At 73.5% G+C, this 25,027-nt stretch carries 23 protein-coding genes and 1 pseudogene; 13 read left to right on the forward strand and 11 right to left on the reverse strand.

Annotated elements, in window-relative coordinates; translation table 11 throughout:
* Positions 1 to 35 precede the first annotated feature (35 nt).
* Together KKZ08_RS05110 and KKZ08_RS05115 are read left to right on the forward strand one after the other, a co-directional pair.
* Entirely contained in the window at positions 36 to 713 is a 678-nt protein-coding gene (locus KKZ08_RS05110; RefSeq protein WP_223773300.1) for an SAM-dependent methyltransferase, read from the forward strand.
* Positions 714 to 857: 144 nt separating this feature from the next.
* Positions 858 to 1,367, forward strand: coding sequence for a hemerythrin domain-containing protein (locus KKZ08_RS05115; RefSeq protein WP_223773301.1), 510 nt, complete (start codon positions 858 to 860; stop codon positions 1,365 to 1,367).
* Positions 1,368 to 1,485: 118 nt separating this feature from the next.
* Here KKZ08_RS05115 and KKZ08_RS05120 read toward each other — a convergent pair whose 3' ends face one another.
* Complete coding sequence (locus KKZ08_RS05120; RefSeq protein WP_223773302.1) at positions 1,486 to 1,881, reverse strand: STAS domain-containing protein; 396 nt, start codon at positions 1,879 to 1,881, stop codon at positions 1,486 to 1,488.
* Positions 1,882 to 2,209: 328 nt separating this feature from the next.
* Between KKZ08_RS05120 and KKZ08_RS05125 the strand changes: the two genes are divergently transcribed.
* The 4 genes from KKZ08_RS05125 to KKZ08_RS05140 all read left to right on the forward strand — a co-directional run bounded on the left by KKZ08_RS05125 (position 2,210) and on the right by KKZ08_RS05140 (position 9,909).
* A complete protein-coding gene (locus tag KKZ08_RS05125) occupies positions 2,210 to 5,413 on the forward strand; it encodes an NACHT domain-containing protein (RefSeq protein ID WP_223773303.1) in 3,204 nt (1,067 codons plus the stop codon).
* A gap of 95 nt (positions 5,414 to 5,508) precedes the next feature.
* On the forward strand, positions 5,509 to 7,599 hold the full coding sequence (locus tag KKZ08_RS05130; protein ID WP_223773304.1) for an ATP-binding protein: 2,091 nt from the start codon (positions 5,509 to 5,511) through the stop codon (positions 7,597 to 7,599).
* 6 nt (positions 7,600 to 7,605) lie between these two features.
* Positions 7,606 to 9,195 carry an ABC transporter substrate-binding protein gene (locus KKZ08_RS05135; RefSeq protein WP_223773305.1) on the forward strand — a complete coding sequence of 530 codons (1,590 nt, stop codon included), beginning with the start codon at positions 7,606 to 7,608 and terminating at the stop codon, positions 9,193 to 9,195.
* Between the two features lie 66 nt (positions 9,196 to 9,261).
* Positions 9,262 to 9,909 (forward strand): formylglycine-generating enzyme family protein, encoded by a 648-nt coding sequence (locus tag KKZ08_RS05140; RefSeq protein ID WP_223778914.1) that lies wholly within the window; start codon positions 9,262 to 9,264, stop codon positions 9,907 to 9,909.
* Here the strand turns inward: KKZ08_RS05140 and KKZ08_RS05145 are convergent.
* The 5 genes from KKZ08_RS05145 to KKZ08_RS05165 form a co-directional block, all read right to left on the reverse strand.
* Positions 9,901 to 10,800, reverse strand: coding sequence for a helix-turn-helix domain-containing GNAT family N-acetyltransferase (locus KKZ08_RS05145; protein WP_223773306.1), 900 nt, complete (start codon positions 10,798 to 10,800; stop codon positions 9,901 to 9,903). The genes KKZ08_RS05140 and KKZ08_RS05145 overlap by 9 nt on opposite strands.
* A gap of 64 nt (positions 10,801 to 10,864) precedes the next feature.
* On the reverse strand, positions 10,865 to 12,589 hold the full coding sequence (locus KKZ08_RS05150) for a dihydroxyacetone kinase family protein (protein ID WP_223773307.1): 1,725 nt from the start codon (positions 12,587 to 12,589) through the stop codon (positions 10,865 to 10,867).
* Between the two features lie 319 nt (positions 12,590 to 12,908).
* Positions 12,909 to 13,778 (reverse strand): diacylglycerol kinase family protein, encoded by an 870-nt coding sequence (locus KKZ08_RS05155; protein ID WP_223773308.1) that lies wholly within the window; start codon positions 13,776 to 13,778, stop codon positions 12,909 to 12,911.
* A 447-nt stretch (positions 13,779 to 14,225) separates the two neighbouring features.
* On the reverse strand, positions 14,226 to 15,290 hold the full coding sequence (locus tag KKZ08_RS05160; protein WP_223773309.1) for an alpha/beta hydrolase: 1,065 nt from the start codon (positions 15,288 to 15,290) through the stop codon (positions 14,226 to 14,228).
* A gap of 144 nt (positions 15,291 to 15,434) precedes the next feature.
* Positions 15,435 to 15,815 (reverse strand): DUF488 family protein, encoded by a 381-nt coding sequence (locus KKZ08_RS05165; protein ID WP_223773310.1) that lies wholly within the window; start codon positions 15,813 to 15,815, stop codon positions 15,435 to 15,437.
* A 96-nt stretch (positions 15,816 to 15,911) separates the two neighbouring features.
* Here KKZ08_RS05165 and KKZ08_RS38945 point away from each other — a divergent pair, with 96 nt between their 5' ends.
* The 5 genes from KKZ08_RS38945 to KKZ08_RS05180 all read left to right on the forward strand — a co-directional run bounded on the left by KKZ08_RS38945 (position 15,912) and on the right by KKZ08_RS05180 (position 19,123).
* Positions 15,912 to 16,127, forward strand: a complete 216-nt coding sequence (locus KKZ08_RS38945; RefSeq protein WP_346657865.1) for a hypothetical protein — start codon at positions 15,912 to 15,914, stop codon at positions 16,125 to 16,127.
* Complete coding sequence (locus tag KKZ08_RS05170; RefSeq protein ID WP_346657866.1) at positions 16,100 to 17,452, forward strand: phosphatase PAP2 family protein; 1,353 nt, start codon at positions 16,100 to 16,102, stop codon at positions 17,450 to 17,452. The genes KKZ08_RS38945 and KKZ08_RS05170 overlap by 28 nt, the downstream gene beginning before the upstream one ends.
* Before the next feature lie 58 nt (positions 17,453 to 17,510).
* Positions 17,511 to 18,155 (forward strand): PadR family transcriptional regulator, encoded by a 645-nt coding sequence (locus tag KKZ08_RS05175; protein ID WP_223773311.1) that lies wholly within the window; start codon positions 17,511 to 17,513, stop codon positions 18,153 to 18,155.
* An 83-nt stretch (positions 18,156 to 18,238) separates the two neighbouring features.
* Positions 18,239 to 18,364, forward strand: a complete 126-nt coding sequence (locus tag KKZ08_RS38590) for a hypothetical protein (RefSeq protein WP_263303334.1) — start codon at positions 18,239 to 18,241, stop codon at positions 18,362 to 18,364.
* A 75-nt stretch (positions 18,365 to 18,439) separates the two neighbouring features.
* Positions 18,440 to 19,123 carry a glycerophosphodiester phosphodiesterase family protein gene (locus KKZ08_RS05180; RefSeq protein WP_055535465.1) on the forward strand — a complete coding sequence of 228 codons (684 nt, stop codon included), beginning with the start codon at positions 18,440 to 18,442 and terminating at the stop codon, positions 19,121 to 19,123.
* 19 nt (positions 19,124 to 19,142) lie between these two features.
* Here KKZ08_RS05180 and KKZ08_RS05185 read toward each other — a convergent pair whose 3' ends face one another.
* Positions 19,143 to 19,697, reverse strand: a complete 555-nt coding sequence (locus tag KKZ08_RS05185; protein ID WP_223773312.1) for a GNAT family N-acetyltransferase — start codon at positions 19,695 to 19,697, stop codon at positions 19,143 to 19,145.
* A 142-nt stretch (positions 19,698 to 19,839) separates the two neighbouring features.
* On the opposite strand from KKZ08_RS05185, the gene KKZ08_RS05190 reads away from it, so the two are divergent.
* Positions 19,840 to 20,232: a VOC family protein gene (locus KKZ08_RS05190; RefSeq protein WP_223773313.1), complete on the forward strand. Its 393-nt coding sequence runs from the start codon at positions 19,840 to 19,842 to the stop codon at positions 20,230 to 20,232.
* A 204-nt stretch (positions 20,233 to 20,436) separates the two neighbouring features.
* A complete protein-coding gene (locus KKZ08_RS05195; protein WP_223773314.1) occupies positions 20,437 to 21,789 on the forward strand; it encodes an NAD(P)/FAD-dependent oxidoreductase in 1,353 nt (450 codons plus the stop codon).
* Here KKZ08_RS05195 and KKZ08_RS05200 read toward each other — a convergent pair.
* The 4 genes and pseudogenes from KKZ08_RS05200 to KKZ08_RS05215 form a co-directional block, all read right to left on the reverse strand.
* Positions 21,713 to 21,916, reverse strand: a pseudogene (locus KKZ08_RS05200) (ankyrin repeat domain-containing protein); the annotation flags it as partial. The gene KKZ08_RS05195 and the pseudogene KKZ08_RS05200 overlap by 77 nt on opposite strands.
* A gap of 32 nt (positions 21,917 to 21,948) precedes the next feature.
* The gene (locus tag KKZ08_RS05205; protein WP_223773315.1) at positions 21,949 to 23,457 is read right to left on the reverse strand and encodes a sodium:solute symporter family protein; all 1,509 of its coding nucleotides are present in this window, start codon (positions 23,455 to 23,457) and stop codon (positions 21,949 to 21,951) included.
* Positions 23,454 to 23,858 carry a DUF3311 domain-containing protein gene (locus KKZ08_RS05210; protein ID WP_223773316.1) on the reverse strand — a complete coding sequence of 135 codons (405 nt, stop codon included), beginning with the start codon at positions 23,856 to 23,858 and terminating at the stop codon, positions 23,454 to 23,456. The genes KKZ08_RS05205 and KKZ08_RS05210 overlap by 4 nt, the downstream gene beginning before the upstream one ends.
* 20 nt (positions 23,859 to 23,878) lie before the next feature.
* Positions 23,879 to 24,778, reverse strand: coding sequence for an SDR family oxidoreductase (locus KKZ08_RS05215; protein ID WP_223773317.1), 900 nt, complete (start codon positions 24,776 to 24,778; stop codon positions 23,879 to 23,881).
* Positions 24,779 to 25,027 lie beyond the last annotated feature (249 nt).

The following is a 25,027-nucleotide window of genomic DNA, read 5'->3' on the forward strand; positions in this document are numbered from 1 at the left end:
CGCTACCGCCGACCGGCGGCACAGAGGATCGACCGTTGCCGCACTCGGCTCGGAACTACGTGGGCCTGCGGCGCGCGCGTTTTCCGGCATCGCGCCGGGCCCTGACCCATCTGGTGACCGAGGCGGGCATCCGGCAGTTCCTGGACGTCGGGACGGGCCTGCCGACCGTGGACAACACCCACGAGGTGGCCCAGCGGCTCGCCCCCGAGAGCAGGATCGTCTACGTCGACCACGACCCGATGGTCCTCGCGCACGCCCGGGCCCTGCTCACCTCCACCCCTGAGGGCGCGACCGCCTACGTCGACGCCGATCTGGCCGACCCCGACCGCATCCTGGCCTCGGCCGCCGCGACGCTGGACCTCACCCGGCCCACCGCCCTGATCCTCAGCAACATCCTGGGCCACGTCGCCGACCATGCCCTGGCGCGCTCCGTCGTCACCCACCTGATGGGAGCGCTGCCCGCCGGGAGCTACCTCTGCCTCAACGACGGTTCGCGGGGCGTCGACGCGGCGTACGAAGTCGCCCAGGACGCCTACAACGCGTCCGGCGCGGTCCCCTACTACCTGCGCCCCGTCGACGAGATCACGGCGTTCTTCGACGGCCTCGAACTCCTGGACCCCGGAGTCGTACCGGTCACGCTATGGCGGCCGGAGGCGGACTCCTCCGCCCCGGAGCCGATCGGCGAGCACGGCGGTCTCGCCCGCAAGCCCTGACCGGTCCCCGGCGGTGGGCCGCGGGAGTGACACACGCGACGGCCGGGGCGCCGGAACTCCTGCCGGTGGAGGGAGCGCGCTACCTATCGGTACGGGGTACACGACGCAACGAGCCCCACTGTCCAGCCGAGAAGGAGCACTGTCATGGCGGCCAAGACGAACGAGGCGACGTCGGGGGACGTCGTGGAGCTGATCCTCGACGACCACCGGCGGATGGAGGACCTCTTCCGCGAGATGCGCAGCGTGGAGGGCGACCGGGCGGCGGCCCTGCGTGAGTTCTCCGGCCTGCTCATCGCGCACGCGCTCGCCGAGGAGGCCGAGGTCTACCCCGCGCTCAAGCGCTACCGGGACATCGAGAACGACGAGGTGGAGCACGGCGTCGAGGAGCACGAGGAGGGCAACAAGGCGCTCCTGGCGCTGCTTGAGGTCGACGAGGTCGGCTCCGACGACTGGGACGAGAAGCTGGAGGAGCTCGTCGAGGCGGTCACCCACCACGCCGACGAGGAGGAGCGGACGATCCTCAACGGCGCGCGGGAGAACGTCGCGATGGAGCGCCGCGAGGAGCTGGGCGCGGCCTTCACCAGGGAGCGCGCCAAGCAGCTGGAGGCGGACTGCGGAAACGTCGACAACGTCCGTCGCGTCGTGAAGTCCTGAGTCGTGAAGTCCTGAGTCGTGAGGTCCTGAAGTCGTGAGGTCCTGAAGTCGTGAGGTGCTGATCAGGAAGCCGCGGGCGTCCCCCGCGCGGCGCCCGGAAAGGCCCGCCCCGGCCGGTTCAGGCCTGGACCGGCGGCCAGACCGGGCGCTGCGCCTGCGGCAGCACGGCCAGGGCGTGGCCGACCGTGCGGTGGCTCGGGAGCAGTTCGGAGCTGCCGGTCTGCGCGAGCAGCTCCGTCAGCCGGCGGCCCGCCCCGGCCAGGAGGAGCTTGCCGTCGCGGCGGTCCAGCAGCCACCGCATGGCCAGCAGGCAGTTGAGCCCCCGCGAGTCGCAGAACGACAGGGCGGTGGTGTCCAGGACCAGGTGCCGGTGCCCCGCGTCCACGCAGGCGCCGAGCGTGCCCAGGAAGAGCGCCTCGCCGCTCTGGTCGAGTTCACCGGTGACACGCAGCACCACGCAGTCGTCACAGCTCGCCAGCTCCGTGATGGTCAGACGATGGATCTGCGTGGACATCGGCGCCTCCGTCTCTGAGCGGCGCCACCTTACGCCTGCGACGCCCGGTGATCGGCACTCTTATGGAGGAGTGTGCCCCGCGTCTCGCGGGGCAGCGGAGCGGTACGTGTTTTCTCGGCGGGCCGGTCCACGGTCCGCTCGGCGGGCGCTCGATGGTCGATCGGCGGGTCCCACGAGGTGCGGCCCTTCTAACGCGAGCGGGCTTGCCGACTTTCGGTGGGCCGGGCCCGGCCCACGGCTAGGCTGGTCGGGTCACCACCCCACGCAGGGGCGGGGATGGCGTGCATCGGGTTCGGACCGCGGGGGCGGAGCGGCAGCGGGAGGGTGCGTGGACGGGGGCACGGTAGGACTGCGGGTCGCGTCGGCGGTGATCGCGCCGCTGCTCAAGCGGTTGCTGCTGCCCCCCGCGAAGGCGCCGGGAGCGTCGTTCCAGGAGCGGCCGATCCCGGTCAGGCGCCTCATGGCCTTCTCCCGCGAGCACCGCGCCCTCAGCGAGGACGATCTGCACAGAATCGCCCGCGAGCTGGTGCGCCGGGCGGTGCGGGCCGCCGGTCCGTACGACCCGCCGGTCGGCGCCGACGAGAAGGACGCCGTGGCGCTGGCGCTGACCCGCACCCTGCACGCGCTCGGCGACCTCGACATGGACGACGTCCAGGCCTTCGCGCTCGGTCCCGAGAAGCTGGCCGCCGAACTGTCGCGGCGGGCGGGGCCCGAGACCCGCACGCTCCTCAGCGACGACGCCGCGCGCTTCCACGACCGGCTCCTGGAGACGGCCTGCGTACATGTGGTGCGCTTCTTCAGCGAGCAGCCGGGCTTCGCGGCGCGTACGCAGGTCGAGCAGAGCCGCGAGATCCGCGAGCAGACCGAGCGGCTTGAACGGATCCTGGAGCGCCTTCCCGACGTCTGCGCGCAAGACGCCCGGTTCGAGGAGGAGTACGCCCGGTACGTCGTCCGGTCCCACGGCAGCCTCACCATCCACGGCGTCGACCTGCGCGAGCCCGCCGACCAGGAATGGCCCCTGGAGGCGGCCTACTTGAGCCTGGAGGCGACCGCGCAGCGCGGACCGGCGGACGCGGCGCCGATGGCGGACGGCGAGCCGGCCGAGCGTGCGGCGGCGCCGGTGGAGACCACCCTCGCCACCCACGACCGGGTCCTGCTGCGCGGCGTCGCCGGGACCGGCAAGACGACGCTCGTCCAGTGGCTCGCCCTCACCACGGCGCGCCAGGAGCGGGTGCCGGGCGCCCTGTCGCAGCTGGTGGGGCGCGTCCCGTTCGTCCTGCCGCTGCGCGCGCTGGCCCGCAAGGGCGCCGAACTGCCGATGCCCCAGGACTTCCTGCGCTGGATCGACTGCCCCCTGCTCGGCACCGAGCCGGAGGGCTGGGCCACGCGCGTGCTTCGAAACGGCCGCGCGGTGATGCTGATCGACGGGGCGGACGAGATCCCGAGGGGCGAGCGCGGCCGGGTCAAGGCGTGGCTCAAGAAGCTCCTCGCGGTCTTCCCCGGCAACCTGTGGCTGCTCACCTCGCGCCCCTCCGCCCTGGAACCGGGCTGGCTGCGGCACGAGGGCTTCCACGAGTTCACGCTCAGCGCGATGCGCCCCTCCGACATGCGGCGGTTCATCGAACGCTGGCATTCGGCGGCGGGGGCGCCCGCGCGCCTCGGCGAGTCGCTGACGCTCGCGCTGCGCAGCAGGCCCGAGCTGAGCCGCCTCGCGACCAACCCGCTGATGTGCGGGCTCATCTGCGCCCTGCACCGGGAGCGCCGCGGTTTCCTGCCCCGCGGCCGCGCCTCCCTCTACGAAGCCGCGCTCGCCATGCTCCTGGAGCGGCGCGACGTGGAGCGTGAGGTCTACGGCGGCGCCGGCGGCACACCGCAGCTGGACCAGAAGTCGGCCACCGAGCCGCTGCGGCGTCTGGCGTACTGGCTGATCCGCAACGAACGCACCCAGCTGGACAGGGCGGACGCCGTCGACGTCGTCCGCCGGCTGATGCCCTCGGTGGAGCGGCTCGCGGAGATCGGCGAGGCGGAGGACGTCCTCCAGCTGCTCCTCGAGCGGTCCGGGCTGCTGCGCGAACCCGCCCACGGCGCCGTCGACTTCATCCACCGCACGTTCCAGGACTTCCTGGGTGCCCAGGCGGTGCTGGAGGAGCGGGACATGGGCATGCTGGTGAACAACGCCCACCTGGAGCAGTGGGAGGACGTGGTGCAGATGGTCGTCGCCCAGGCCCGTCATCACGAGCGCGGCGAGCTGCTCACCCGGCTGCGCGAGAGGGGCGAGCGGGAGCGGGACCCGGCAGTCCAGGCGCGGCTGCGGCTGCTCGCGCTCGCGTCCCTGGAGCAGGCCACCAGTGTCGCGCCCGCGGTGCGCGAGGCCATCGAGGGCCAGGCGGCGCGCATGGTGCCGCCGCGCAGCCTGCGCGAGGCCAGGGCCCTGGCGCAGACGGGACCGCTGCTTCTCGGCCTGCTGCCGGGCGCCGCGGAGCTGACGGGTGACGAGGAGCTGGCCACCGTCCACGCGATCTGCCAGATCGGCGGGGACGCCGCCATCCCCCGCCTCAGGGAGTTCCTGCACACGGGCCAGTCCGCCGTACGCGCCCAACTGCTGCACCACTGGGACCGGTTCGACCCGGAGGTGTACGCCGAGGAGATCGTCCGGCCGCTGCTGGAGCTCGCGCCGGACGAGACCGTCACCGTCCGCTCGCGCGCGGAGCTGGACGTGCTGCGCACCATGTCCGGCTACCGGCGCGTCAGTCTGCGGGGCGACTTCACACCGGACGATCTCCGTTCCGCGCTGGACGCCGGCCGGCTGCGGGAGCTCCAGCTGCGCGACATCCTCTCCCTCGACTCGCTCGACGTGCTCCGCGACTTCACCGCCCTGGAGTCGCTCGGGCTGCGCGGCTGCCGCAACGTCCAGGACCCCGGGCCGCTGACCCGGCTCCCCGCCCTGCGGCGGCTGGAGCTGCGGGACCTGCCCCGCTTCGAGCCGCTGCGCGAACTCGCCGGCTGCCCGCGGCTCGACACGCTCCTGATCGGCGCCGACGTGCCCTGGCGCGGCCTCGCCGACCTGCCGTGTCCCGAGCGGCTCCGGGTCCTTTCGCTGCCGCCGACCGCCACCCGCCTCACGGACATCGTGGCCTGCGCGGGCCTCACGGAGCTGCGGCTTCAGGAGGCGAGCGAGCGGCTGACGCCCGACTCCTGGGGTTCGCTCCTCGGTGATCTCCCCGAACTGCGCACGCTCACGCTGACCTCGGCCCAGCTGAGCCTGCTGCTGTTCGCGCCGCGTACGCGACTGCCGCAGGTCACCCGGTTGAACGTGCGCGCCGGGTCGGGTGCCTCGGTGCCGCTGCGCCGGATCTCCCTGCGGCTGCCGGGTCTTGAGGAGATCCACCTCACGGAGGCGGCCGAGGTCGACCTCGGCTCGCTCGCCCCGCTGCACCGGCTGCGCAGGATCAGGCTGGACCATCCGGGTGAGGTGAGCGGAGCGGAGGCGCTCTCGGCCGACGTCGAGCTCTCCGTCTACCCACAGCCCTGATCAACGGACTGGCACCGTGCATGTGCTACGGGTAAGTTCTGTCCCCCCAGGCACGGTTGAGAAGGAGCGGTTCTACGGAGGCGGGGCCCAGTCGGATGGAGAGAGCGGAAGACGTGCCGCTGTACGGCAGGGATCCGCTCCTGCGCGCGCTCGTCCCGCGGCTGACCGGCCTGAAGTACGACGAGCGCTCGCGGACGGCGCGGGAGTTCCAGCACGATCTGCCGGTGGTGCTGCTGACGGGACGTCACGGCATGGGGCGCAGCGCCGTGCTGCGGGAGTTGGCGGTCCACTACCGGGGGCGGCTGCCCCTCGCCCACATCCGGATCGCGCCCGCGGGTGCCGCGGCCTTCCCATCGGCCGGCGCCCCGGCGTCGCAGCCGGGCGGCACCGACGCCGACGGCCACGTCACCACCGATCTGACCGGCCTCCTCACCGAGTTGGCCCGTCAGCTGGCGCCTTCTTACCGGCGCCCCTTCCCCGTCCTGCTGCCCGGCCTGTTCGCCGTCTCCAGCTGGGACCCGGGCGACGGCGCCGAGCGGGACGCGGTCTGCCTGCGCCTCGCCCGGCTGCTGATCGCCTGCCGCATGGCCGACGCGCCCGAGCAGGACGTACGCCGGGCGTGGGCCGCCGCGGTCGAGGCGCGCCTGGGGCCGGTGGGCCCGCGTGCGCCCGATGCCCCCGGCGGCGGGGCCGCGAGCGTCTCCCGCGCCCTCCACGGCGAGTACGCGCACCGGCACCGCGCGGGGGCGGAGAGGGACTGGTACCGCGCACGCTTCCCCCGACTCCCCCCGGGGACCGACCCCTTGGCGCTGCTCGGCGACTGGTACCACCAGGGCGGGGACTACCGGCGCGCGGTCGAACGGACTCTCGTGGCGGCGCTGCGCCACGACGTCGCCGGTGCGTACGGCCGGCTCCAGCGCTGGAACCGCGAACCATGGCCGCTGGTGCTGCTGGACGACGTACACCTGCCCGCCGGGCGGCGCTTCCTCGACCTGCTTCTTGAGCACCGGGCGACGCCCGAGTCCCCCGAGCGCGAGGAACTCGTCGTCGTGGCCACCCGGCTCGGCGAACCGCCCGGCAACGACCCCGGCCCCCTCCGGCGCGAACTGCCCGACCTGGTGCGGCCCTGCGGCTGGGAGCGCCGCGGCACCGCCCCGTCGGCGGGTCTGCTCACCGTGCCCCTCACACCGCTGTGCCGCGACGACGTCCTGCCGCTCCTTGAAGCCGGTTCGGCCGGCGCCCCCCTCCACCCCTACCTCGCCTCCGCCCTGCACTCGCTGACCGGCGGCCATCCCGCGGCCACGGCCATGCTCTGCTCCGCGGTGCGCGCCGCGACCCGGGCGGGGCTTGCCGTGGCCCCGCGGGACCTCCTCGGACTGCCCGCGCCGGACGGCCGTCCCGTCGCCGAGGCGCTGCTGGAGCGGTTGCTCCCGGACCGCCGCCAGCGTGACCGGCTGACCCTGCTCTCCCTGGCCAGGGACAGCACGGCGGCCGAAGCGCTGGCGAGCCGGCTGCGTCTTGAGGGACCCGAGCAGCTGCCCGCGAACGCGGTCACCGACTACCTCGAACAGCAGCACTGGCAGCACCTCACGCCGCCCGAGAGTCCGCTGGTGACCGATCCGCTGCTCCAGCGGCTCCTGGTGCACGAAGCCCGCCGGCTCTCCCCGGGGCCCGACGACAGCCGGGGCTGGCAGGAGATCCACCGCTTCCTGCAGAACCACCACGCCCAGCGCGGTGACGAGGGCGAGGCGGACGCCCTGCGGCACATGCTCGCCGCCGGGGGCGTCGAGACGGTGGTGGCGTCGCTGGCCGAGGAGTTCCAGTCCGAACAGGACGAGCGGGGCGCGGGGCACTGGCTGCGGTGCCTGCGGTACGCGGCCACCGCTCCCACGCCGCCCGAGCGCGACTGGCGGGACGACCGGCTGCGGATCGCGCTCGGGGCGCACGACGGCCGCTACATCCATCTCGACGACACCGAGCGGTGCGTCAACCGGCTGCTGCACGCCCTGTGGTACCTCTCCGAGCCGCACACGGAGCCGGACCCCGACACGTGCACGGCCATCGAGCAGGAGCTCGCCTATCTCTCCCTGCGTCATCCTTCCTGGCGCGTCGCGCTCGGCCAGGCGGCCCGCAGATGGCCCGCCGCGGCCCGGGACAAGCGCCCCCTCCCCGTACCAGGACAGTGAGGAAGCATGTTCCGTCGCCACCCCCGCGAGTGGGGACCGATCGAGTGGGCCGCGGCCTTGACCGTGGCCCTGGTGGCCGCGGTGGTCGCCGCGCTTGTCACCCTCGGCGCCCGGGGTCCCGGCAGGTGCGGTGACGATCTGCGGGAGATCGGCGGGGACTGCGTCGGGGTGACCGAGCACGCCTTCGACGCCGATCCGCGCCTGGCGGGCCTCATCGAGGCGGTGGCGGAGGAGAACGCGAAGGTGCGGCGGGGCGCCGAGTCCCCGGCCGAGAACAGCGCCAGGATTCCCTACGTGCGGATCGCGCTGATGATGCCGTACACCTCGGACGAGTCCAGTGCGATGACCATCGACATGATCCGCCGCGGTCTGGCCGGCGCGCTGAGCGCGCAGCAGGAGGCCAACAGCGGCAGCGGCCCCCACTACCAGTTGCTCCTTGCCCCGGACGGCCGCAATCTCGACCATTGGCGTCCCGTCGTCACCCGGCTCGCGGAGCTGGCCGAGGACGAGCGCACTCCCCTGGTCGGCGTGACCGGGATCCCCAGCAGCACCCCCGACACACGGCGGGCGATCACCGCGCTGAGCGAGCACGGCATCCCCACCGTCGGGCCCGTCATCACCGCGGCCGACATGAACGCCGCCCACTTCTTCAAGACGTCACCCAACAACGACCAGTTCGCGCGCGCCCTGAAGCAGTACCTCGCCGAACGGCCGGAGCGGGGCAGGGGGTTCCTGGTCTGGGACAACCGCAGCGAGGACGTGTACTCGCGCAACCTGCGCCGGGTCTTCGAGAAGCACTTCGACAAGACGTACGACTTCAAGGGGCACAACTCCAACTTCACCGGCTCCTCCGGCCGGGACAAGGGCATCCCCCGGCGGTTCACCGACGCCGTGCAGAAGATCTGCACCGCCCGGTCCGACACCGTCTTCTTCGCCGGGCGCGACCAGGATCTGCCGGCCTTCGTCAAACGCCTCGCGCAGGAGGGCGACTGCGGCCGCGGCTCGCGGCTGCGCCTGCTCAAGGTGGGCATCGGGCTCGAACCGACCCTCACCACACGCGAGACCACCCGCTGGCTGAAGGAGGCACGGGCCACGATCATCGACGCGTCGTCCGTCGATCCGGCCTGGTGGGAGGGGAAGAACGATCCGCCCCGCGCGCTCGGCCGCTTCCTCGACCGCTTCAACAAGCTCAAGGCCCGGCACGAGTTGGGGAACGACCCGTTGAACGACGGGTACGCGGTGATGTACCACGACGCGTTCACGCTGCTCGCCGACGCCGTCGACCGCACGTACAGCGAGGTCAACGAAGGCGGGGACAAGCCTCAGGGGAAGGACGGCCCCCTGATCCCGTCGAAGAACGACGTCTACAACACCCTCATCATGCCGAGCATCTCCGCGAACGGCTGCAGCAACTGCCTGCGCGGCGCCGGGGGTTCGTACGGGTTCGAGGGCCCGGGGGCGAACGACCAGTGGGCGGTCTGCAAACCGGTCCCGGTCGTCGAGTACCCGGCCACGGGAAGCGGTCGGCCGGCACGGGAACATCTGCCGCTCTACCGGACGTTCAGGGGCGGGGACGACGACACCTGCCCCGACTGACCACCCCGTACGACACCGCAGAGGCCCGCCCCCGTGAACGCGCACGAAGAGCACGAAGAGCACGAGATGATCGCCGTCCCGCCGGGCGAGGTGACGCTCTCGGACCGTCGCACGCGGCGCACGTGGACGGTCGGCCTCGCGCCGTACCGGCTCGCGGCGCATCCGGTCACCCAGGAGCGGTACGAGCGCGTCACCGGTCTGCGGCCGAGCACCGCGCGCGGGGACCGGCTGCCCGTCGAGGGCGTCTCCTGGTGGGACGCGGTCCGGTTCTGCAACGCCCTGTCCGAGCGCGCGGGTCGCGCGCCCGCGTATCGCGTCGGCGCCGACGGCGAGAGCGTGGCGTGGGACGCCTCGGCCGACGGCTACCGGCTGCCGACGGAGGCGGAGTGGGAGCACGCCTGCCGCGCGGGCACGAGCGGGCCGCACTACGGCCCGCTCGACGACATCGCCTGGTACCGCGCGAATTCCGGGGAGCGCGTCCACGACGTGGGCGGCAGACAGGCCAACCCCTGGGGCCTGTACGACATGCTCGGCAACGTCTGGGACTGGTGCTGGGACGTGTACGACGCCGAGGTCTACGGCGGCTACCGCGTGCTGCGCGGCGGCGGCTGGTTCGACGAGCACTGGAGCTGCCGGGCCTCGGCGCGGCGCCGCAGCCACCCGAGCTACCGCGTGGACGACGTGGGGTTCCGCCTCGCGCGTTCCTCACGGTGAGGGGCGGGCGTCGATCCGCTTCTCGAACCAGTGGTGCGCGTACGGCTCGTCGTTGAACGCGGCGACCTCGCGGAAGCCGTGCGAGCGGTAGAGGCCGAGCGCCGGGGCGAGCGCCTTGTTGGTGTCCAGGCGCAGCGTGTCGCGGCCGTGCCGGGCCGCCCGCTCCTCCAGTTCGGTCAGGAAGCGGCGGGCGAGGCCGAGGCCGCGGGCGTGCGGCGCCACCCACATGCGTTTGATCTCGGCGGGCGCGCCGGGCGGCAGCTTCAGCCCGGCGCAGCCGACGGGCTCGCCCTGCGTGCGGGCGACGAGGAACAGGCCGTGCGGCGGCCGCAGTTCACCCGCGTCGGGCAGCAGGCTGCGGGCGGGGTCGAAGCCGGTGTCGAAGAGCTGCTGGAGTTCGGTGAAGTAGGAGTGCAGGCAGTGCCGGGCGTCGGGGTGGCCGGGGTCGACGGCGTCCAGTGTGACGGTCGAGGCGGTCAGCAGCCGGTCGACCTCGGCCATGGCGGTGACCAGCCGCTCGCGCTGGGCGGCGTTGAGCGGCCGCAGCAGGGAGCCGGCGAGTTCGTCGCTGCGGGCGTCGAGCAGGGCGCGCTCGGCGCGGCCCGCCGCGGTGAGCCGGACGGTGCGCACCCGGCGGTCCGCGGAGAGCGGCGCCACGGTGACCAGGCCGTCGGCCTCCAGGGAGCGCAGCAGGCGGCTGAGGTAGCCGGAGTCGAGACCGAGACGCTCGCGCAGCCCGCGCACGTCCTGCTCCCGCTCCCCGATCTCCCACAGCAGCCGGGCCTCGCCGATGGGCCGCTCACCGCCCAGGTAGCGGTCGTGGAGCACGCCCACGCGTTCGGTGACGGTGCGGTTGAAGCGCCGCACTTGGGTGATCTGCGCCTGGTCCATTCTCTGACCTTAGTCAGGTAATGGACCAGGGCGCATGTGTTTTTCAGCTGAAGCGTGGTTCTCGTCAGGGCACGGTGATGTAGCCGGGGGCGGGCAGCCGTGGCGCCGTGGCGGGCTCGTGGACGTCCGCCAGGGCCATGAAGAGGAGAGCCACGGCGAGGGCGCCGGGGTCCGGGACGCCGAGGGCGTGGTCGCCCACGTAGCTGGCGCGGCCGCGCCGGGGCCGCAGCTCCGCGGTCGCCAGGGCGCCGCGGATGGCCGCCTGGGCCGCTTCGGTCAGGGGCGCCTCGGGGGCTTCCTCGCGGGCGGAGTCGGCGAGCGACCGGGCGGCGGGCGCGAGGGCGTCGACCAGCGTGCAGTCCCCGGGGTTCGCGCCGCCCACACGGTGGATGGCGGCGAAGCCCGCCTCGGCGGCTTCGGCCAGGGCGGCGGCCGTCGGCGCCCCGCCGTCCTTCGGCGCCGCGGACGCCAGGTGCTGGAAGAGGAGGCCGAACAGCGGGCCGCTGGTGCCGCCGACGTCGTCGAGGAAGGCGTGGGCGAGGGCCGTCGTGCCGTCCACGCCTCGCTCGTCGGCCAGCTTCACTGCGCGCCGCACACCGCCCGCGAGGTTGTCGCCGAAGTCGCCGTCGCCGACGAGCTGGTCCAGCTTGGTCAGGTTGTCGCGCACCTGGGAGACCGTCAGCGCGTAGCGGTCGAGGAGGGCGCGGTCGCCGTTCGCGTGCGGGGCGGGCGGGGGCGAGGTGTCCGCCGGGGAGACGGCGGGCTCCGGCTCGGCCGACCGCTCCGGGGTGAGCGTGGGGCGCGGCAGGACGAGCGGGGTCCGGGTCGGGGCGGTCCACAGCTCGGCCCACCCTTCTTCGAGCCGGGTCACGGTGAGGGAGAAGCCGGCCATGTCCAGGGCGGCGGTGAAGGTGCCGGGGACGGTGAACACCGGCCGCAGACCGCGCGCGGTGAGCTCGTCCCCGAGCAGGACACCGATGGCGTGCAGCTCCAGTTCCGTGGTGGCGCCGAGGCCGTTGACGAGGGCGAGCACGTCGCCCGGTCCCTCGGGCAGGGCGTCGAGCAGGTCGTCGGTCATCCGCCGGACGAGGTCGCCGACGGCGGGGCGGGCGATGGTGCGGGTGCCGCGCTCGCCGTGGATGCCGACGCCGTAGTCCAGGGTCCCCGCCTCCAGGGTGAAGGCCGGGCTGACGGTGGTGGGTGAGGTCTGGGCGCGGGCGGCGACCGCGATGCTGCGGGACGCGGCGACGACCCGCCGCCCCAGCTCGGCGAGTTCCTCCAGCGTGGCACCGCGGTCGGCGGCGGCGCCCAGCAGCTTCTCGACGACCACGGTGGCGGCCGTGCCCCGGCGGCCGGTGGCGCTGTCCGCGCTGTCGGTGGCGAGGTCGTCGTCGACCAGGACCGTGGCGACCGGGATCCCGTCGTGCCGCAGCCGCTCCGCCGCGATCTGGAAGTTGATCACGTCGCCCGTGTAGTTCTTGATGATGAGCAGGACACCGCCGCTCTTCGCGGCGGCCGCGCTCGCCTCGTAGATCTGCCGGTTGTGCGGGGAGGCGAAGATCTCGCCGGGGCAGACGGCGTCCAGCCCCCCGCGCCCCAGGAGCCCGGTGTGCAGCGGCTCGTGCCCGGAGCCGCCGCCCGAGACCAGTGCGACCGTGCGGTCCGGGTGCGGGTCGCGCGCCCGCAGGTAGAGGGGGGCGCTGTTGACCTCGATCATCCCGGAGTGGGCGAGGGCCAGACCGCGGGCGGCGGTCAGCACGGGGTGGGACTCCGGCAGGAAGTAGCTCATCGGTGAGTTTCTCCGTACGTGTGCGGGGCCTGCGGCTGGGGTGCGGTGCCGCAGGGGGTGCGGCCCGTGGTCGCGGCGCTCACCATGGACCTCTGTCCCGTATGAAGAACGGCACTCATGCGTACCGGTACTCCGCGGTTCCGGTTCACCGGATCACGTGCGACCCTGTCACGTGGCGGGCGGGCGCGACCCCACGCGGTGGTCAGGTCTTTACCTGCACGCGGCGAAGACCTCGGCCGGATGCTGCGCGCCTGGCGGATGGCGCGCGATCCGCGCCTGCTGCCGGGTCCCGTCCCGTTCCGCGGCCACCGCGGCTACCTCACGCAGCTCGACATGCCCTGCGCCGGCGTCGATGCGCGGACGTCGAGGAGGCCGGAGATGATCGCCGGGTGTCGCCAGGTCGTGCCACCGCCCGCCTCCCCCTGCTGCGCACGACGCGCGGCCCGACGAGGCGATGCTCGACCTGCTGCACCACCAGCGCCGGGTGAGCGATAGGCGCCTGGGACGTGCTCGCGAAGAGCAGCCATATGGAGCGCAGGCGGCCGTTGACCACCGCCCGCAGCGGGCGGCCCGTGCGCAGGATCTGCAGGACGCCGAGCAGGGTGGCGGGCGGACCGCCGATCTTCGGGGACCAGTGCTCCCTGCTGCGGACGAGGTCGGGGTAGCTGCCGAGGCTGAAGGTGTTGAGGAAGTAGGACGGTTCGGTGTGGGTCCTGCCCGCCGGGCCGATCCCGGCCAGCGGCTTGATGCGGCCGACGTCGGCGCGCACCGCGCTGCCCTCGGCCACGGCGGCGCAGGCGTCCGCGACCGTGTCGACGCCGAGGTCGGCGGCGAAGTGGTTGAACGTCCCGCCGGGCAGCACCATCAGCGGCACCTTGAACCGCAGGGCGGGCGCCACGGCGGCGTTGACCGTACCGTCGCCCCCGCACACGCCGAGGACGCCACCGCGCCGGGCGACGTCCCGTGCCGCTTCCTCAAGCACCTTGGGCAGGGCGCCCGCCTCCTCCTCGTACAGCACCACCTCGGCGCGCGGCAGGGCGGCCTTGAGCTGCCGTACGGGGTCGGCGAGTTGGGGCTGCGCGCCGGAGGAGGGGTTGACCACCACGACCAGGCCCTCGCCCTCCGGCAGGGCGGGCGCGTCGACGCGCGGGCGTGCGGGCGGCGGCAGTTGGGAGCGCGTGGGCACCATCCCGCGCACCGCGTAGGCGGCACCCACGCCGAGGGCCGCGCCGACCAGGACATCCCTCGGGGCGCGCCCGCCGCCGCGGACGCGGGAGTACGCCAGCGAGGCCGCGACGGGGTGAGCGCCGCCCCCAGCCCGCCGACTCCAGCGCGGCGCCCGTCGCGAAGGCGGCGGCGGAGGCGGCGTGCGCGGACGGGTAGGGGCCGGTGAGGGGCTTGCGGGGCAGGTGGCGCAGCAACGGCGCCGCCTCCTGGGCCGGGCGTGACTGGCCCACGGCGTGCCGGCCGAGGGCGTTGACGGTGGCCGAGGCCAGTGCCAGCGAGGTGACGCCGCGCACCGCCGCGCGCCGTCCCCGCACCCCGCCGAACCCCCACATCCCGGCGGCGATCCCGCAGAACAGCAGTCGGTGGTCGGCGCCGCGCAGCCGCCGGGCTCCGTGCCTCAAAAGATCCTTCATGCCCTCCCGTATACCCCGGTTGCCGCCGGCGAGGCCACCACCGCGAGCCAGGTGGTGAGGAGGTCGTTGACCTCGGCGGGGCGTTCCTGCTGGACCCAGTGGCCGCAGCCGTCGAGGAGGTGGGAGGCGCTCAGGCCGGGCAGGGTCTCGGGGAACGCCGCGATCGCGTCGGCGAGCCAGGTGGTGGAGGCGTCCAGGGCGCCGCCGATGAACAGCGTGGGCCCGGTCAGGGGCGCGCCGTTGAAGCGGGCGAGGTCCGCCCAGTCCCGGTCCATGTTGCGGTAGCGGTTGAGGGCGCCGGTCAGCCCGGTCCGTTCGAACTCCCCCGCGTAGACGTCGAGAGCCGCCTCGTCCAGCCAGCCGGGCAGGCGGCCGGCGGGGAAGCGGTCGCGCAGCGTGCCACCGCCGCTGACGAAGTGCGGGTCGGGTGCGTCCGGCCCCGGCATGGTGTCCGCGGAGAGGGCGGCGTAGAAGCCCGCGAGCCAGCCGCGGACGTCGGGCTCGATCTCGGCCTCGGCGCGGCCGGGCCGCTGGAAGTAGGAGACGTAGAACTCCTCGCCGCCCTCCCCCGCGCCCCCGCCGCCCCCTTCCCCGCCCTCGCCGCCCAGCGCCGCGAAGACCTCGCTGGGACGCGGGCCGCCCGGCGGCGTGTAGGGGACGGCGAGCAGGCCGGCCGCCGTGAAGACGTCGGGCCGTATGAGGGCCGAGTGCGCGGCGATGGTCGCGCCCCAGTCGTGACCGACGATCACCGCGGTCTCCTCGCCGAGGGCCCGCACCACGGCCACGTTGTCCTCGACGAGTTCGAGCATGCGGTACGCGGCCACGTCGTCCGGCCTGCTGGAGCGGCCGTATCCGCGCACATCGACGGCGACCGCCCGGTACCCGGCGGCGGCCAGGGCCGGCAGCTGGTGGCGCCAGGAGTACCAGGACTCGGGGAAGCCGTGCACCAGCAGGACGAGCGGCCCCGAGCCCTGCTCCACCAGGTGGATCCGGCCGGTGGGTGAGGGGACCAGACGGTGCGTGCGGTCCATGGCGGACGACGAGGGCTGGGACAGGGACATGGGTCCTCCTGGGACGTCTGCTGCCGCGTGGCTTCGGTCACGAGCATGCGACGCCCCCGGAGACGTACGCGATCTTTGTTGCCGCTCCGGCAAACCGGCGGGGCTGCGGCACGGTACGTGGGGACGTGGGGGGCGCGGCGCGGGCTACCCCGTCCGTGACGTCAGGATCTCGGCCAGGACCGTCACATAGCTGTGCGGCAGGTCCTTGGTAGCCGTGAGCAGGGTCAGGCGACCGGCGCGGGCGTGGTCGCGCAGCCGGTCGAGTGCCGCCCGGCTGTCGGCGGCCGCGAGCTCCTGCCGGTAGCGCTCGGCGAACTCCTCGAAGCGCGCGGCGTCGTGGCCGTACCAGCGGCGCAGTTCGTCCGAGGGCGCCACCTCCTTGTCCCACGCGTCGAGCTCGGCACGGTCCTTGGCCAGGCCCCTGGGCCAGAGCCGGTCGACGAGGACGCGGGCGCCGTCGTCCGGCTCCGCGTCGTCGTACACGCGCTTGAGCTGTACGTCGAGGGCACGGCGGTTCGTCGTCATGCCGGCATTGTCCGCCGGGCGGCCCGGGCCCGCGCGCGTGACCCGTTCGGGCGAGCAGCACGGGCCGCGGCCCCCGCGTGCTGGTGCAGTGAGGCCATGACGGGACGCATCGGCAGGATCGACCGGCGGCTGTTCGCACGGGTGGCGGCGGCGCGGCTGCCCGGCGCGGAACAGGTGCTGCCGCCGCTGAGCTCCGCCGCGAACCACGGGCGGCTGTGGTTCGGCGCGGCGGGCTGCTCGCGGCCGTCGGCGGCCCCGCGGCCCGGCGTGCGGCGTACCGCGGCGTGGGCGCCCTGGCGCTGGCGTCGCTGACCACCAACGCGGTCGCGAAGTACGCCGTGCGGCGCGGCCGCCCCGTGCACGACGCGGTGCCGCTGGTGCGGCGCCTGGCGAAGGCGCCGTGGACGTCGTCGTTCCCGTCCGGGCACTCGGCGTCGGCGGCGGCGTTCGCCACGGGGGTGGCCCTGGAGGCGCCCGGCTACGGCGCCGTCGTGGCGCCCGTCGCCGCGGCCGTGGCCTTCTCCCGGGTGTACGTGGGCGTGCACTACCCCGGTGACGTGCTCGCGGGCATCGCGCTCGGCGCGGCCGCCGCCGCGGTCACCTGCTACTGGTGGCTGCCGCGTCCGGCGCCCGCGCGGTTCGGGCGGACCCGGGTGGCGGCGCCGGCGTTGCCGGACGGCGAGGGGCTGGTCGTGGTGGTCAACTCCGGCTCGGGCAAGGGCGTTCCGGGCCGGCCGCCCGCCCGGCAGTACGTGGAGCTGCTGCTGCCGAAGGCCGAGGTCCTCGACGGCGGGCCGGGCGAGGATCTGGGCAAGCTGCTGCACAAGGCGGTCGCGCGGGCCGCGGAGTCGGGCGGGGCGCTCGGGGTCTGCGGCGGCGACGGCACGGTCAACGCCGCTGCCCGCAGGGCCGTGGCGGCCGGCCTCCCGCTGGCGGTGTTCCCCGGCGGGACCCTCAACCACTTCGCGCTCGACGCGGGCACGGCCACCTTCGAGGACACCGCGCACGCCGTGCGGCGAGGCGAGGCCGTGCGCGTGGACCTGGCGCGGGTCCGCGACGGCGAGGGCGCGGACGTCACGGGCTTCGTGAACACCTTCAGCATCGGGCTCTATCCGGAACTGGTGCGCAGGCGCGAGAGGTTGGAGGGCCGGATCGGCAAGTGGCCGGCCGCCGCGGTGTCGTTGGTGGCCGTCCTGCGGGAAGCGACCCCGCTGCGGGTCCGCCTCGACGGCCACGACCGCGTCCTGTGGCTGCTCTTCGCGGGCAATGGCCGCTACCTGCCGGACGGCCTCGCTCCCACACACCGGCCCCTGCTGGACGAGGGGCTGCTCGACGTCCGTACGGTCGACGCGGAGGCGCCGCTGGCCCGCACCCGGCTCGCCGTCTCCGCGCTGGCCGGCGCGCTGCGGCGCTCGCGGGTGTACCGGGCCGAGCGCGTGGAGCGGCTGCGGGTCGGCGGGCTGGACGACGCGGCCGGCCTGGCGTACGACGGCGAACACGCGTCCGCGCCGGACACCCTGCTCCTCGACAAGCTCCAGGGCGCGCTGACGGTCTACAGCCCGGCCGCGCCGGAGGACGAGATCACCCAGCTCGCGCGGACGGCGTCACTGGCGGCGGCGAGGCGCCGCCCGGCGTGAGGATGCGCCCGCGCACACCCCTTGCGTCCGGAGCGCGCCGTTCACTTCAATGCGGCCTATGGCAGGCCGCGGAACGACCCAGCAGCGGGACGAAGAACCTTCCGGCGGCGGGCTGCCGCCGACCGCGTGGGCCGTGCTCGGCCTGCTCTCCTTCCCCGGGGAGCGCACCGGCTACGAACTGAAGAAGTGGGCCGACGCCTCCCTGCGCTTCTTCTACTGGTCGCCCGCCATCAGCCAGATATACGCCGAGCTGCGCCGCCTCGAAGCGCTCGGTTACGCCACGTCGCGCCGCTCGGGGCCCGAGGAGCCGCGCGCGAAGCGGTCGTACGCGATCACCGAGGAGGGCCGCGCCGCGCTGGCGTCCTGGGCGGGGAGCGGGCAGGACGCCGGTCCGCCCGTCCTGAAGCATCCGCTGCTGCTGCGGGTCTGGCTCGGCCACCTGACGGCGCCCGGCCATCTGCGCGAGTTGGTGGCTGAGCACATCGCGCGCACGCGGGGCGAGCTGAAGGAGGTCCGGGACGCGCTCGCGCGGGCGGGCGAGGCGCGTGAGGCCTGGTCGCATCCAGAGGTCGCGCTGCGCTGGAGCGAGCGGCGCCTGGAGTCGGAGGTGGAGCTGGCCGAGGCGATGCTCGATGACCTGGAGCGGCTGGCGCGGACGGGGTCGCAGCCGCCGGGTCAACGCGTGGCGGACTCGCCCACCTGAGGGTGACACGGCTCGCGGCGGCGGCCCCTTCGCCGGTAGGACGGGCGGGGTCAGCCGTCCCCTCCCCAGGGAGCAGCGCGCCCATGAGTACCCGTGCCGTCCTTGTCGCCGCCCTCGTCACCGGACTCGTCCTCGGCATCGTGGGAACCAGAGCGGAAGGTTCCGTTCACCCCCGTCCGGCCGGTTCCTCCGTCGAGGCGGGCCGTTAGGCTGCGACATTGCCGCGTGGTTCTCCGTCCTCGCCGCGCGGCCGCCGAGCCGCCGTCGACGGAAGCGAGTAGGCCTTGAACTTCCTCACCATCGGTCATCGCGGGGTCATGGGCGTCGAGCCCGAGAACACCCTCCGTTCCTTCATCGCCGCGCAAGCCGCCGGCCTCGATCTCATCGAGCTCGATCTGCATCTGAGCAAGGACGGCGCCCTCGTCGTCATGCACGACGCCGACGTGGCCCGTACGACCGACGGCAAGGGGCCCATCGCCGAGAAGACCCTCGCCGAGCTACGGGAGCTCGACGCGGGCCGCGGCGAGCGCGTCCCCGTCTTCGAAGAGGTCCTGGACGCCGTGCGCGCACCGCTCCAGGCCGAGATCAAGGACGTGGCGGCCGCGCGCGCCCTCGCCGAGGTGATGCACCGCCGGGATCTGGTCTCGCGGGTGGAGGTGATCTCCTTCCACGACGAGGCGATCGCGGAGATCGCCCGCCTGGTGCCGGGCGTGCGCACCGCGCTCGTCGCCAGCCGCTACGGCACCGACGTCGTGGAGCGCGCGACGGCGGTCGGCGCCACCACGCTCGTCCTCAACATCCGGCGCCTCACGCTGGAGATCGTCGAGCACGCCAGGAAGGCCGGCCTGCGGATCATCGGCTGGGTCGTGAACACGCAGGACGATCTGCGGCTGGTGCGCGCGCTCCAGTTGGACGGGGCGACGACGGACTACCCGGAGATCAAGCGGACGGGCCGCTTCACGGCCTGACGGCCGGTCGCCGTGACGTTCACGGCCGCAGCTCCTTGACGAGGAGTTCGAACTCCAGGTCCGCGCGCTGCGGGATGCCGAAGCGCTCGTCGCCGTACGGGAAGGGCGTCATCTTTCCCGTACGGCGGTAGCCGCGCCGCTCGTACCAGGCGATGAGGTCCTCGCGTACGGAGATCACGGTCATGTGCATCTCGCGGGCGCCCCACTCCTCGCGGGCGACGCGCTCCGCCTCGGCGATGATCACCTTGCCGAGGCCGGCGCCCTGCTCGGCGGGGCTCACGGCGAACATCCCGAAGTAGGCGTGCTCCCCGCGGTGTTCGAGCTGGCAGCAGGCGACGAGTGCGCCGTCCCGCTCCACGGCCAGCAGTCGGCTCGCCGGTGACTCGATGACCTCGACGACACCTCGCGGGTCGGTGCGCTGCCCTTCCAGGATGTCGGCCTCGGTGGTCCATCCGGCGCGGCTCGCGTCCCCGCGGTACGCCGACTCGATGAGCGCGACGAGCGCGTCGACGTCGGCGGGGCCCGCGTCGCGGAAGGTGACGACGCTGGTGCGGGAGCCTGGGGCGGTGTCCATCGAGAGGTTTCTCCGATCTGGGGCGGATCTGGGCGCGGCTTGCGGCTCCGCCGAGCCTAACGCGGCGCCAGGGGGCGGCCGCATGGTGCATGTGACGCCAGAGTGCGGCCGCATGGCGCATGTGACGCTAGGGTGCGGCCGCATGGTGCATGTACTGAGCAGCAGGACCCTCCTCCACCCCACCGATCCGGAGCGTTCCCGCGCGTTCTACGGCGAGGCGCTGGGCCTCGCCGTCTACCGCGAGTTCGGCACCGGCCCCGAGCGCGGCACCGTCTACTTCCTCGGCGGCGGCTTCCTCGAACTCTCCGGCCGCTCCGACACCCCGCCCTCGCCCGAGCTCCAGCTGTGGCTCCAGGTGCCGGACGTCCACGCGGCGTGCGACGAGCTCACCGAGCGCGGCGTCGAGGTGGTCCGGCCACCGGTCAAGGAGCCGTGGGGCCTGATCGAGATGTGGATCACGGACCCGGACGGCCTGCGGATCGTCCTCGTGGAGGTCCCGGAGGACCACCCCATCCGCTACCGGCCGGGGATCTGACCCCGGGCTCGGAGCCACCCAAGCGCATGTGAAGCACGTCACACGATAAATCCATTCGGGATGCAGGGGTACAAGGCCACGGGTACGGTCCGCAGAAGATCCAGAAGGATTCTCTGTCGGCCCCGGCGGCGGCCCCGGCAGTCCATAACGGTGACCGTGACACAGCACTGAAGACGATCTTCCAGAGTCTTGGAGTGACATCACATGGCAGCTCCCCGGATCCTCATCGTCGGCGGCGGTTTCGCCGGCATGGAGTGCGCTCACAAGCTGGAGAAGAAACTCGCGCCCCACGAGGCGGAGCTGCGGCTGATCAGTCCGACGGACCACCAGCTCTACCTGCCGCTCCTGCCGCACGTCGCCTCCGGCGTGCTCACCCCGCAGTCGGTCGCGGTGCCCCTGCGCCGGATGCTGCGCCGCACGGCGATCGTGCCGGGCGGCGCCATCGGGATCGACCCGGAGGCGAAGGCCGTGATCGTGCGGAAGATCAACGGCGAGGAGGTCGTGGAGCGCTACGACTACCTCGTCCTGACGCCCGGCAGCGTCACCCGGCAGTTCGACATCCCCGGCGTCGACAAGTACGCGGTGGGCGTCAAGACGCTCGCCGAGGCCGCCTGGATCCGCGACCACGTGATCTCCCAGCTGGACCTGGCCGCGGCCAGCTCGCACCGCGAGGAGCGCGAGCAGCGCCTCCAGTTCGTCGTGGTCGGCGGCGGGTACGCGGGCGTGGAGACGGCCGCCTATCTGCAACGCCTGACGTGCGCCGCCGTCAAGCGCTACCCGGGCCTGGACGTGTCGCAGATCAAGTGGCACCTCGTCGACATCGCGCCGAAGCTGATGCCGGAGCTGGGTGAACGGCTCGGCGAGAAGGCGATGGCGATCATGCAGCGCCGGGGTGTGAACGTCTCCCTCGGGGTGTCCGTGGCCAAGGCCACCGAGGACACCGTCACGCTCACCGACGACCGCGTCCTGCCCTGCCGGACGCTGATCTGGACCGCGGGGGTCGCCCCCAGCCCGCTCATCGCGACGCTCGGCGCCGAGACCAACAAGGGCCGCCTGGTGGTCAGGCCGGACCTGACGGTGCCGGGTCTGGACGGCGTCTTCGCGCTCGGCGACGCGGCGGCCGTGCCGGACGTCGTCAAGGGCGGCGACGCCATCTGCCCGCCGACCGCGCAGCACGCCATGCGCCAGGGCTGGGCGGCGGCGAAGAACGTCCTCGCGGCCCTGCGCGGCCTGCCGCTCTCCGACTACCGGCACAAGGACATGGGCCTGGTCGTGGACCTCGGCGGCATCCAGGCCGTGTCGAAGCCGCTGGGCGTGCAGCTGACGGGCCTGCCCGCGCAGACGGTGGCGCGCGGCTACCACCTGGGAGCCCTGCGCACCCTGACCGCCCGCTTCCGCACGGCCGCCAACTGGGGCCTGAACGCCGTCGCGGGCAACGACTACGTCCGCACCGGCTTCCAGGCCCAGCGCCCCGCCACGCTCAAGGACTTCGAGATGACGGACGCGTACCTGTCCCGAGAGGAAATCGGCAAGCGGGTCGCGTCAGCGGGGCTCTGACGTCGGTCGCCCACCTCAGGGGGGACCAGCCTGTGCCGTGATCTTCCCGGAGGTTCGGGTCGGCGCCGTGTGCCGGCAGTTGGCGCACCGTCTTGGTGTGGCCCCAGCACGCGGCTGCGCACAGGGGGACAGCCGAGGTCAGCTATCAGGCACAACCGACTACCTGTCGCTCGCGGTGGTCACGCTTTCGGTGCGCGCGGGGGTCGGGCCGGGGGCGAGCCAGGTGACCGCCGTCGTCACGGCGAGGTTGGCGGTGAGTGCGATGATGCCGCCGTTGATTCCGTGGTACGGGTCGTTGTCCGTGCTCCACAGCCCGAGCACCACCGCGAGGCCGGCGAGCATCCCCGTGACGGCGGCGCGTGCCGTCAACCGGCGCCAGAACAGGGCGAGGAGCACGACGGGCACCAGTTGCGCCAGCCCCTCGTACGACAGGACGGACAGCTCCACCAGGGTGTTGGGGTGGAAGAGGCTGCCCGCGAGCGCCACGAGCCCGGCGAGGACGCACACCGCCTGGGAGAGCCGCTTGGTCCGGATGTCGCGTGCCTCGGCGGGGGCGCCGGGGGTTCGGCGAGCGCCGCGTGGGTCGGCGCCGTTCCCGCCGCCGAGGATCGTGCGTCCCCAGAGCGTGCCGATGGACAGCATGAAGACGCTCATCGGCACGATGGCCGACAGGGCGCCCGCGACGCCGATGACGGCGACGACCGGTGCGGGCAGCGAGTCCGTGACGAGGCTGAACAGCGCCAGGTCCGGGTTGCCGAGGGTCGGCATCACGAAGAGCGCGGTCGCGCCGACGACCATCGGTACGAACAGCAGCAGCTGGTACCAGGGCAGCAGCAGGGCGTTGCGGCGAAGGGCGTTGGGGTTCTTGGCGCTGAGGTAGCCGGCGACGGTCGTGGGGAAGATGGTGATGGTCACGGCGTTGAGGACGACCGTGCTGAGGAACCACACCGAGTCGCGCCCGCCGGACGCGTGCCCGGGGAAGGTCAGCCACTCGGGTTTCTCGGCCACCATGCGCTGCATGAATTCGCCGAGGCCGCCGAGGTAGTGCATGGGGATGTACACGGCGAGGAAGACGACGGCGAGGATCACCAGGACGTCCTTGAAGGCGCTCACCCAGGCCGAACCCCGCAGCCCGGACACGAGGATGAACACCTCCGCCACGACGAAGGAGATGACGGCGGCCACCTTCAGGTCGACGCCGCCGTACGTCATGGCGTTCACGACGACGCCCATGCCCTGGATCTGTACCTGGATGTACGGAACGATGAAGACGGTCGCGACGACCGCCACGAGGATTCCCACCGGCCGTGACCTGAAGCGGAATTCGGCGATGTCGGCGATCGAGATGAGGCCGTGCCGGGAGGCGTACGTCCACAGGGCGGGGCCCACGACGTAGGCGACGGCGAAGCCGACGGTCAGGTACGCGACGAGGTAGAGGATCGGCGCGCCGAAGGAGTACGACCAGCCGGCCGTACCGAGGAACGAGAAGCTGGTGTACGTCTCGCCCGCCATCAGCAGCCAGATGAACAGCACGCCGAGGCCGCGGCTGGACACGGACCACTCGGCGAGCCCCTTGGACCGGCCGCGCGCGCTGAGCACGCCGATGGCGATGGTGGCGACCATGGCGAGGGCGAAGACGGTGGTCGCGATCGCGGCGGATCCGTTCATCGGCCGCCTCCCGTGGGCCGGTCGGGGTCATCGTCGTCCGCGGGGATCGGCTCGACGGCGTTCAGCCGGTACGCCGGGTCCAGGCGGGCCACGAGCCAGATGACGAGAGGGCTGACGATCGTCGCGGCGATGACCCAGGCGAGGAGGAAGGGGACGCCGAGGACGCGCGGCTCGATGCGGTTGGCGACGAGCGGCGCGGCGCCGTAGAGCACGACGGGCACGAGCAGCAGCCACAGGGAGGGCCGGGCGACGCCTCGCAGGGTCGGCAGGCCGTCCAGCGGGTCCGGTGGGGTTAGTGGGTCTTGTGGGACCGGTGGGGGTGCTTCGGGGGGGACGGCATGGTGCTCCTTGGCGGTCGTGCGGGGGGCTGGACTGGTGCGGGGGCGTGCGGAAGTGGTCACACGGTCGTGAGGGGGAGGTGTCAGACCGTGGGGTCGTACCTCCCGTCGACCGCGGTCCAGCCGCCGTCGACGGTCAGGACGCTGCCGGTGACGTAGGTGGCCGCGTCCGACAAGAGGTAGACGACGGCCCCGGCGACCTCCTCGGGCCGCGCCCAGCGCTTGAGCGCGGAGGCCTCGGCGTACGCCTGGAACCACTCCGGGTCGGCGGCGATCTGATCGGTCAGCGGCGTACGGACGACGCCGGGCGCGATGGCGTTGAAGCGCACCCCCCGTGGGCCCCACTCGGCGGCGGCGGTGCGCAGGAGCTGGATGAGCCCGGCCTTCGAGGCGGCGTAGGCGCCCTGCCCCGGCTCGACCTGGAAGGCCCGCATGGAGGCGAACCCGACGACACTGCCGCGCCCGCGCTCGGCCATGCCGGGGGCGACTGCCTGGATGAGCGTGAGGTAGGCCCGCAGATTGAGCCCGATGACCCGGTCGAATTCCTGGAGGCTGTAATCGGCGATGCGCTTGCGGACGTTGACCCCCACGGTGACGACCAGCCCGTCCAGTGCCCCCCACGCGGCGACGGCGTCCCGCACGGCTTCGGGGTCCAGGACGTCGAGGGGGTGGGGGGTGGCGGTGCCGGGGGTGGTTGCGGGGGTGGCGGTGCCGGAGGCGGTGGTGTCGGGGGTAGCTTCGGGAGTGGTGTTGCCCGGGGCGGCTGCGGGGTCGGCACGCCGGGTCCGGTCCTCGGGCCCTGCCGTGGCCAGCCGGGCCGTCTCGGTGGCGCCCGCCTCGTCGCGGTCCGCCACGACGACGTCCGCGCCCTGGGCGGTCAGGGCGCGCACCGCCTCGCGGCCGATGCCGCCCGCGCCACCGACGACCGCGATGCGGCGCCCGTCCAGCCGGAACAGATTCGCGTACTCCATAGCCCTCGTCATCTCTCTGCCTCTCTCCCTCGGGGGCTGTCGTCGTTCGGGCGCCGCCCCTCCGTGGGGTGCCGTCCTCCGGGGTGCCGTCCTCCGGGGGGTTGCCGTCAGCCGGGGTGTTGTCCCTCCAGAGGGTGCCGTCAGCCGGGGTGCCGCCCGTCCAGGCGGCGCCATCAGTCGAGCGTGCCGTCCCTCCAGGGAGGCGCCACCGGGAAGGCAGACCACCGGGAGGGGGGCCACCCGGGGTGGCGGACCATCCGA

This window comes from Streptomyces sp. 135 (assembly GCF_020026305.1).
Taxonomy (GTDB): domain Bacteria; phylum Actinomycetota; class Actinomycetes; order Streptomycetales; family Streptomycetaceae; genus Streptomyces.

Bases quoted from the DNA above. Each gene is read 5' to 3' on its own strand.
- KKZ08_RS05215 (WP_223773317.1), bottom strand. From the start codon at position 24,778: ATGACGAGGGCTATGGAGTACGCGAATCTGTTCCGGCTGGACGGGCGC.
- KKZ08_RS05140 (WP_223778914.1), top strand. From the start codon at position 9,262: ATGATCGCCGTCCCGCCGGGCGAGGTGACGCTCTCGGACCGTCGCACG.
- KKZ08_RS05205 (WP_223773315.1), bottom strand. From the start codon at position 23,457: ATGAACGGATCCGCCGCGATCGCGACCACCGTCTTCGCCCTCGCCATG.
- KKZ08_RS05150 (WP_223773307.1), bottom strand. From the start codon at position 12,589: ATGAGCTACTTCCTGCCGGAGTCCCACCCCGTGCTGACCGCCGCCCGC.
- KKZ08_RS05145 (WP_223773306.1), bottom strand. From the start codon at position 10,800: ATGGACCAGGCGCAGATCACCCAAGTGCGGCGCTTCAACCGCACCGTC.
- KKZ08_RS05185 (WP_223773312.1), bottom strand. From the start codon at position 19,697: ATGGACACCGCCCCAGGCTCCCGCACCAGCGTCGTCACCTTCCGCGAC.
- KKZ08_RS38590 (WP_263303334.1), top strand. From the start codon at position 18,239: ATGAGTACCCGTGCCGTCCTTGTCGCCGCCCTCGTCACCGGACTCGTC.
- KKZ08_RS05130 (WP_223773304.1), top strand. From the start codon at position 5,509: ATGGAGAGAGCGGAAGACGTGCCGCTGTACGGCAGGGATCCGCTCCTG.
- KKZ08_RS05155 (WP_223773308.1), bottom strand. From the start codon at position 13,778: ATGGTGCCCACGCGCTCCCAACTGCCGCCGCCCGCACGCCCGCGCGTC.
- KKZ08_RS05195 (WP_223773314.1), top strand. From the start codon at position 20,437: ATGGCAGCTCCCCGGATCCTCATCGTCGGCGGCGGTTTCGCCGGCATG.
- KKZ08_RS05120 (WP_223773302.1), bottom strand. From the start codon at position 1,881: ATGTCCACGCAGATCCATCGTCTGACCATCACGGAGCTGGCGAGCTGT.
- KKZ08_RS05160 (WP_223773309.1), bottom strand. From the start codon at position 15,290: ATGTCCCTGTCCCAGCCCTCGTCGTCCGCCATGGACCGCACGCACCGT.
- KKZ08_RS38945 (WP_346657865.1), top strand. From the start codon at position 15,912: ATGACGGGACGCATCGGCAGGATCGACCGGCGGCTGTTCGCACGGGTG.
- KKZ08_RS05165 (WP_223773310.1), bottom strand. From the start codon at position 15,815: ATGACGACGAACCGCCGTGCCCTCGACGTACAGCTCAAGCGCGTGTAC.
- KKZ08_RS05135 (WP_223773305.1), top strand. From the start codon at position 7,606: ATGTTCCGTCGCCACCCCCGCGAGTGGGGACCGATCGAGTGGGCCGCG.
- KKZ08_RS05115 (WP_223773301.1), top strand. From the start codon at position 858: ATGGCGGCCAAGACGAACGAGGCGACGTCGGGGGACGTCGTGGAGCTG.
- KKZ08_RS05190 (WP_223773313.1), top strand. From the start codon at position 19,840: ATGGTGCATGTACTGAGCAGCAGGACCCTCCTCCACCCCACCGATCCG.
- KKZ08_RS05175 (WP_223773311.1), top strand. From the start codon at position 17,511: ATGGCAGGCCGCGGAACGACCCAGCAGCGGGACGAAGAACCTTCCGGC.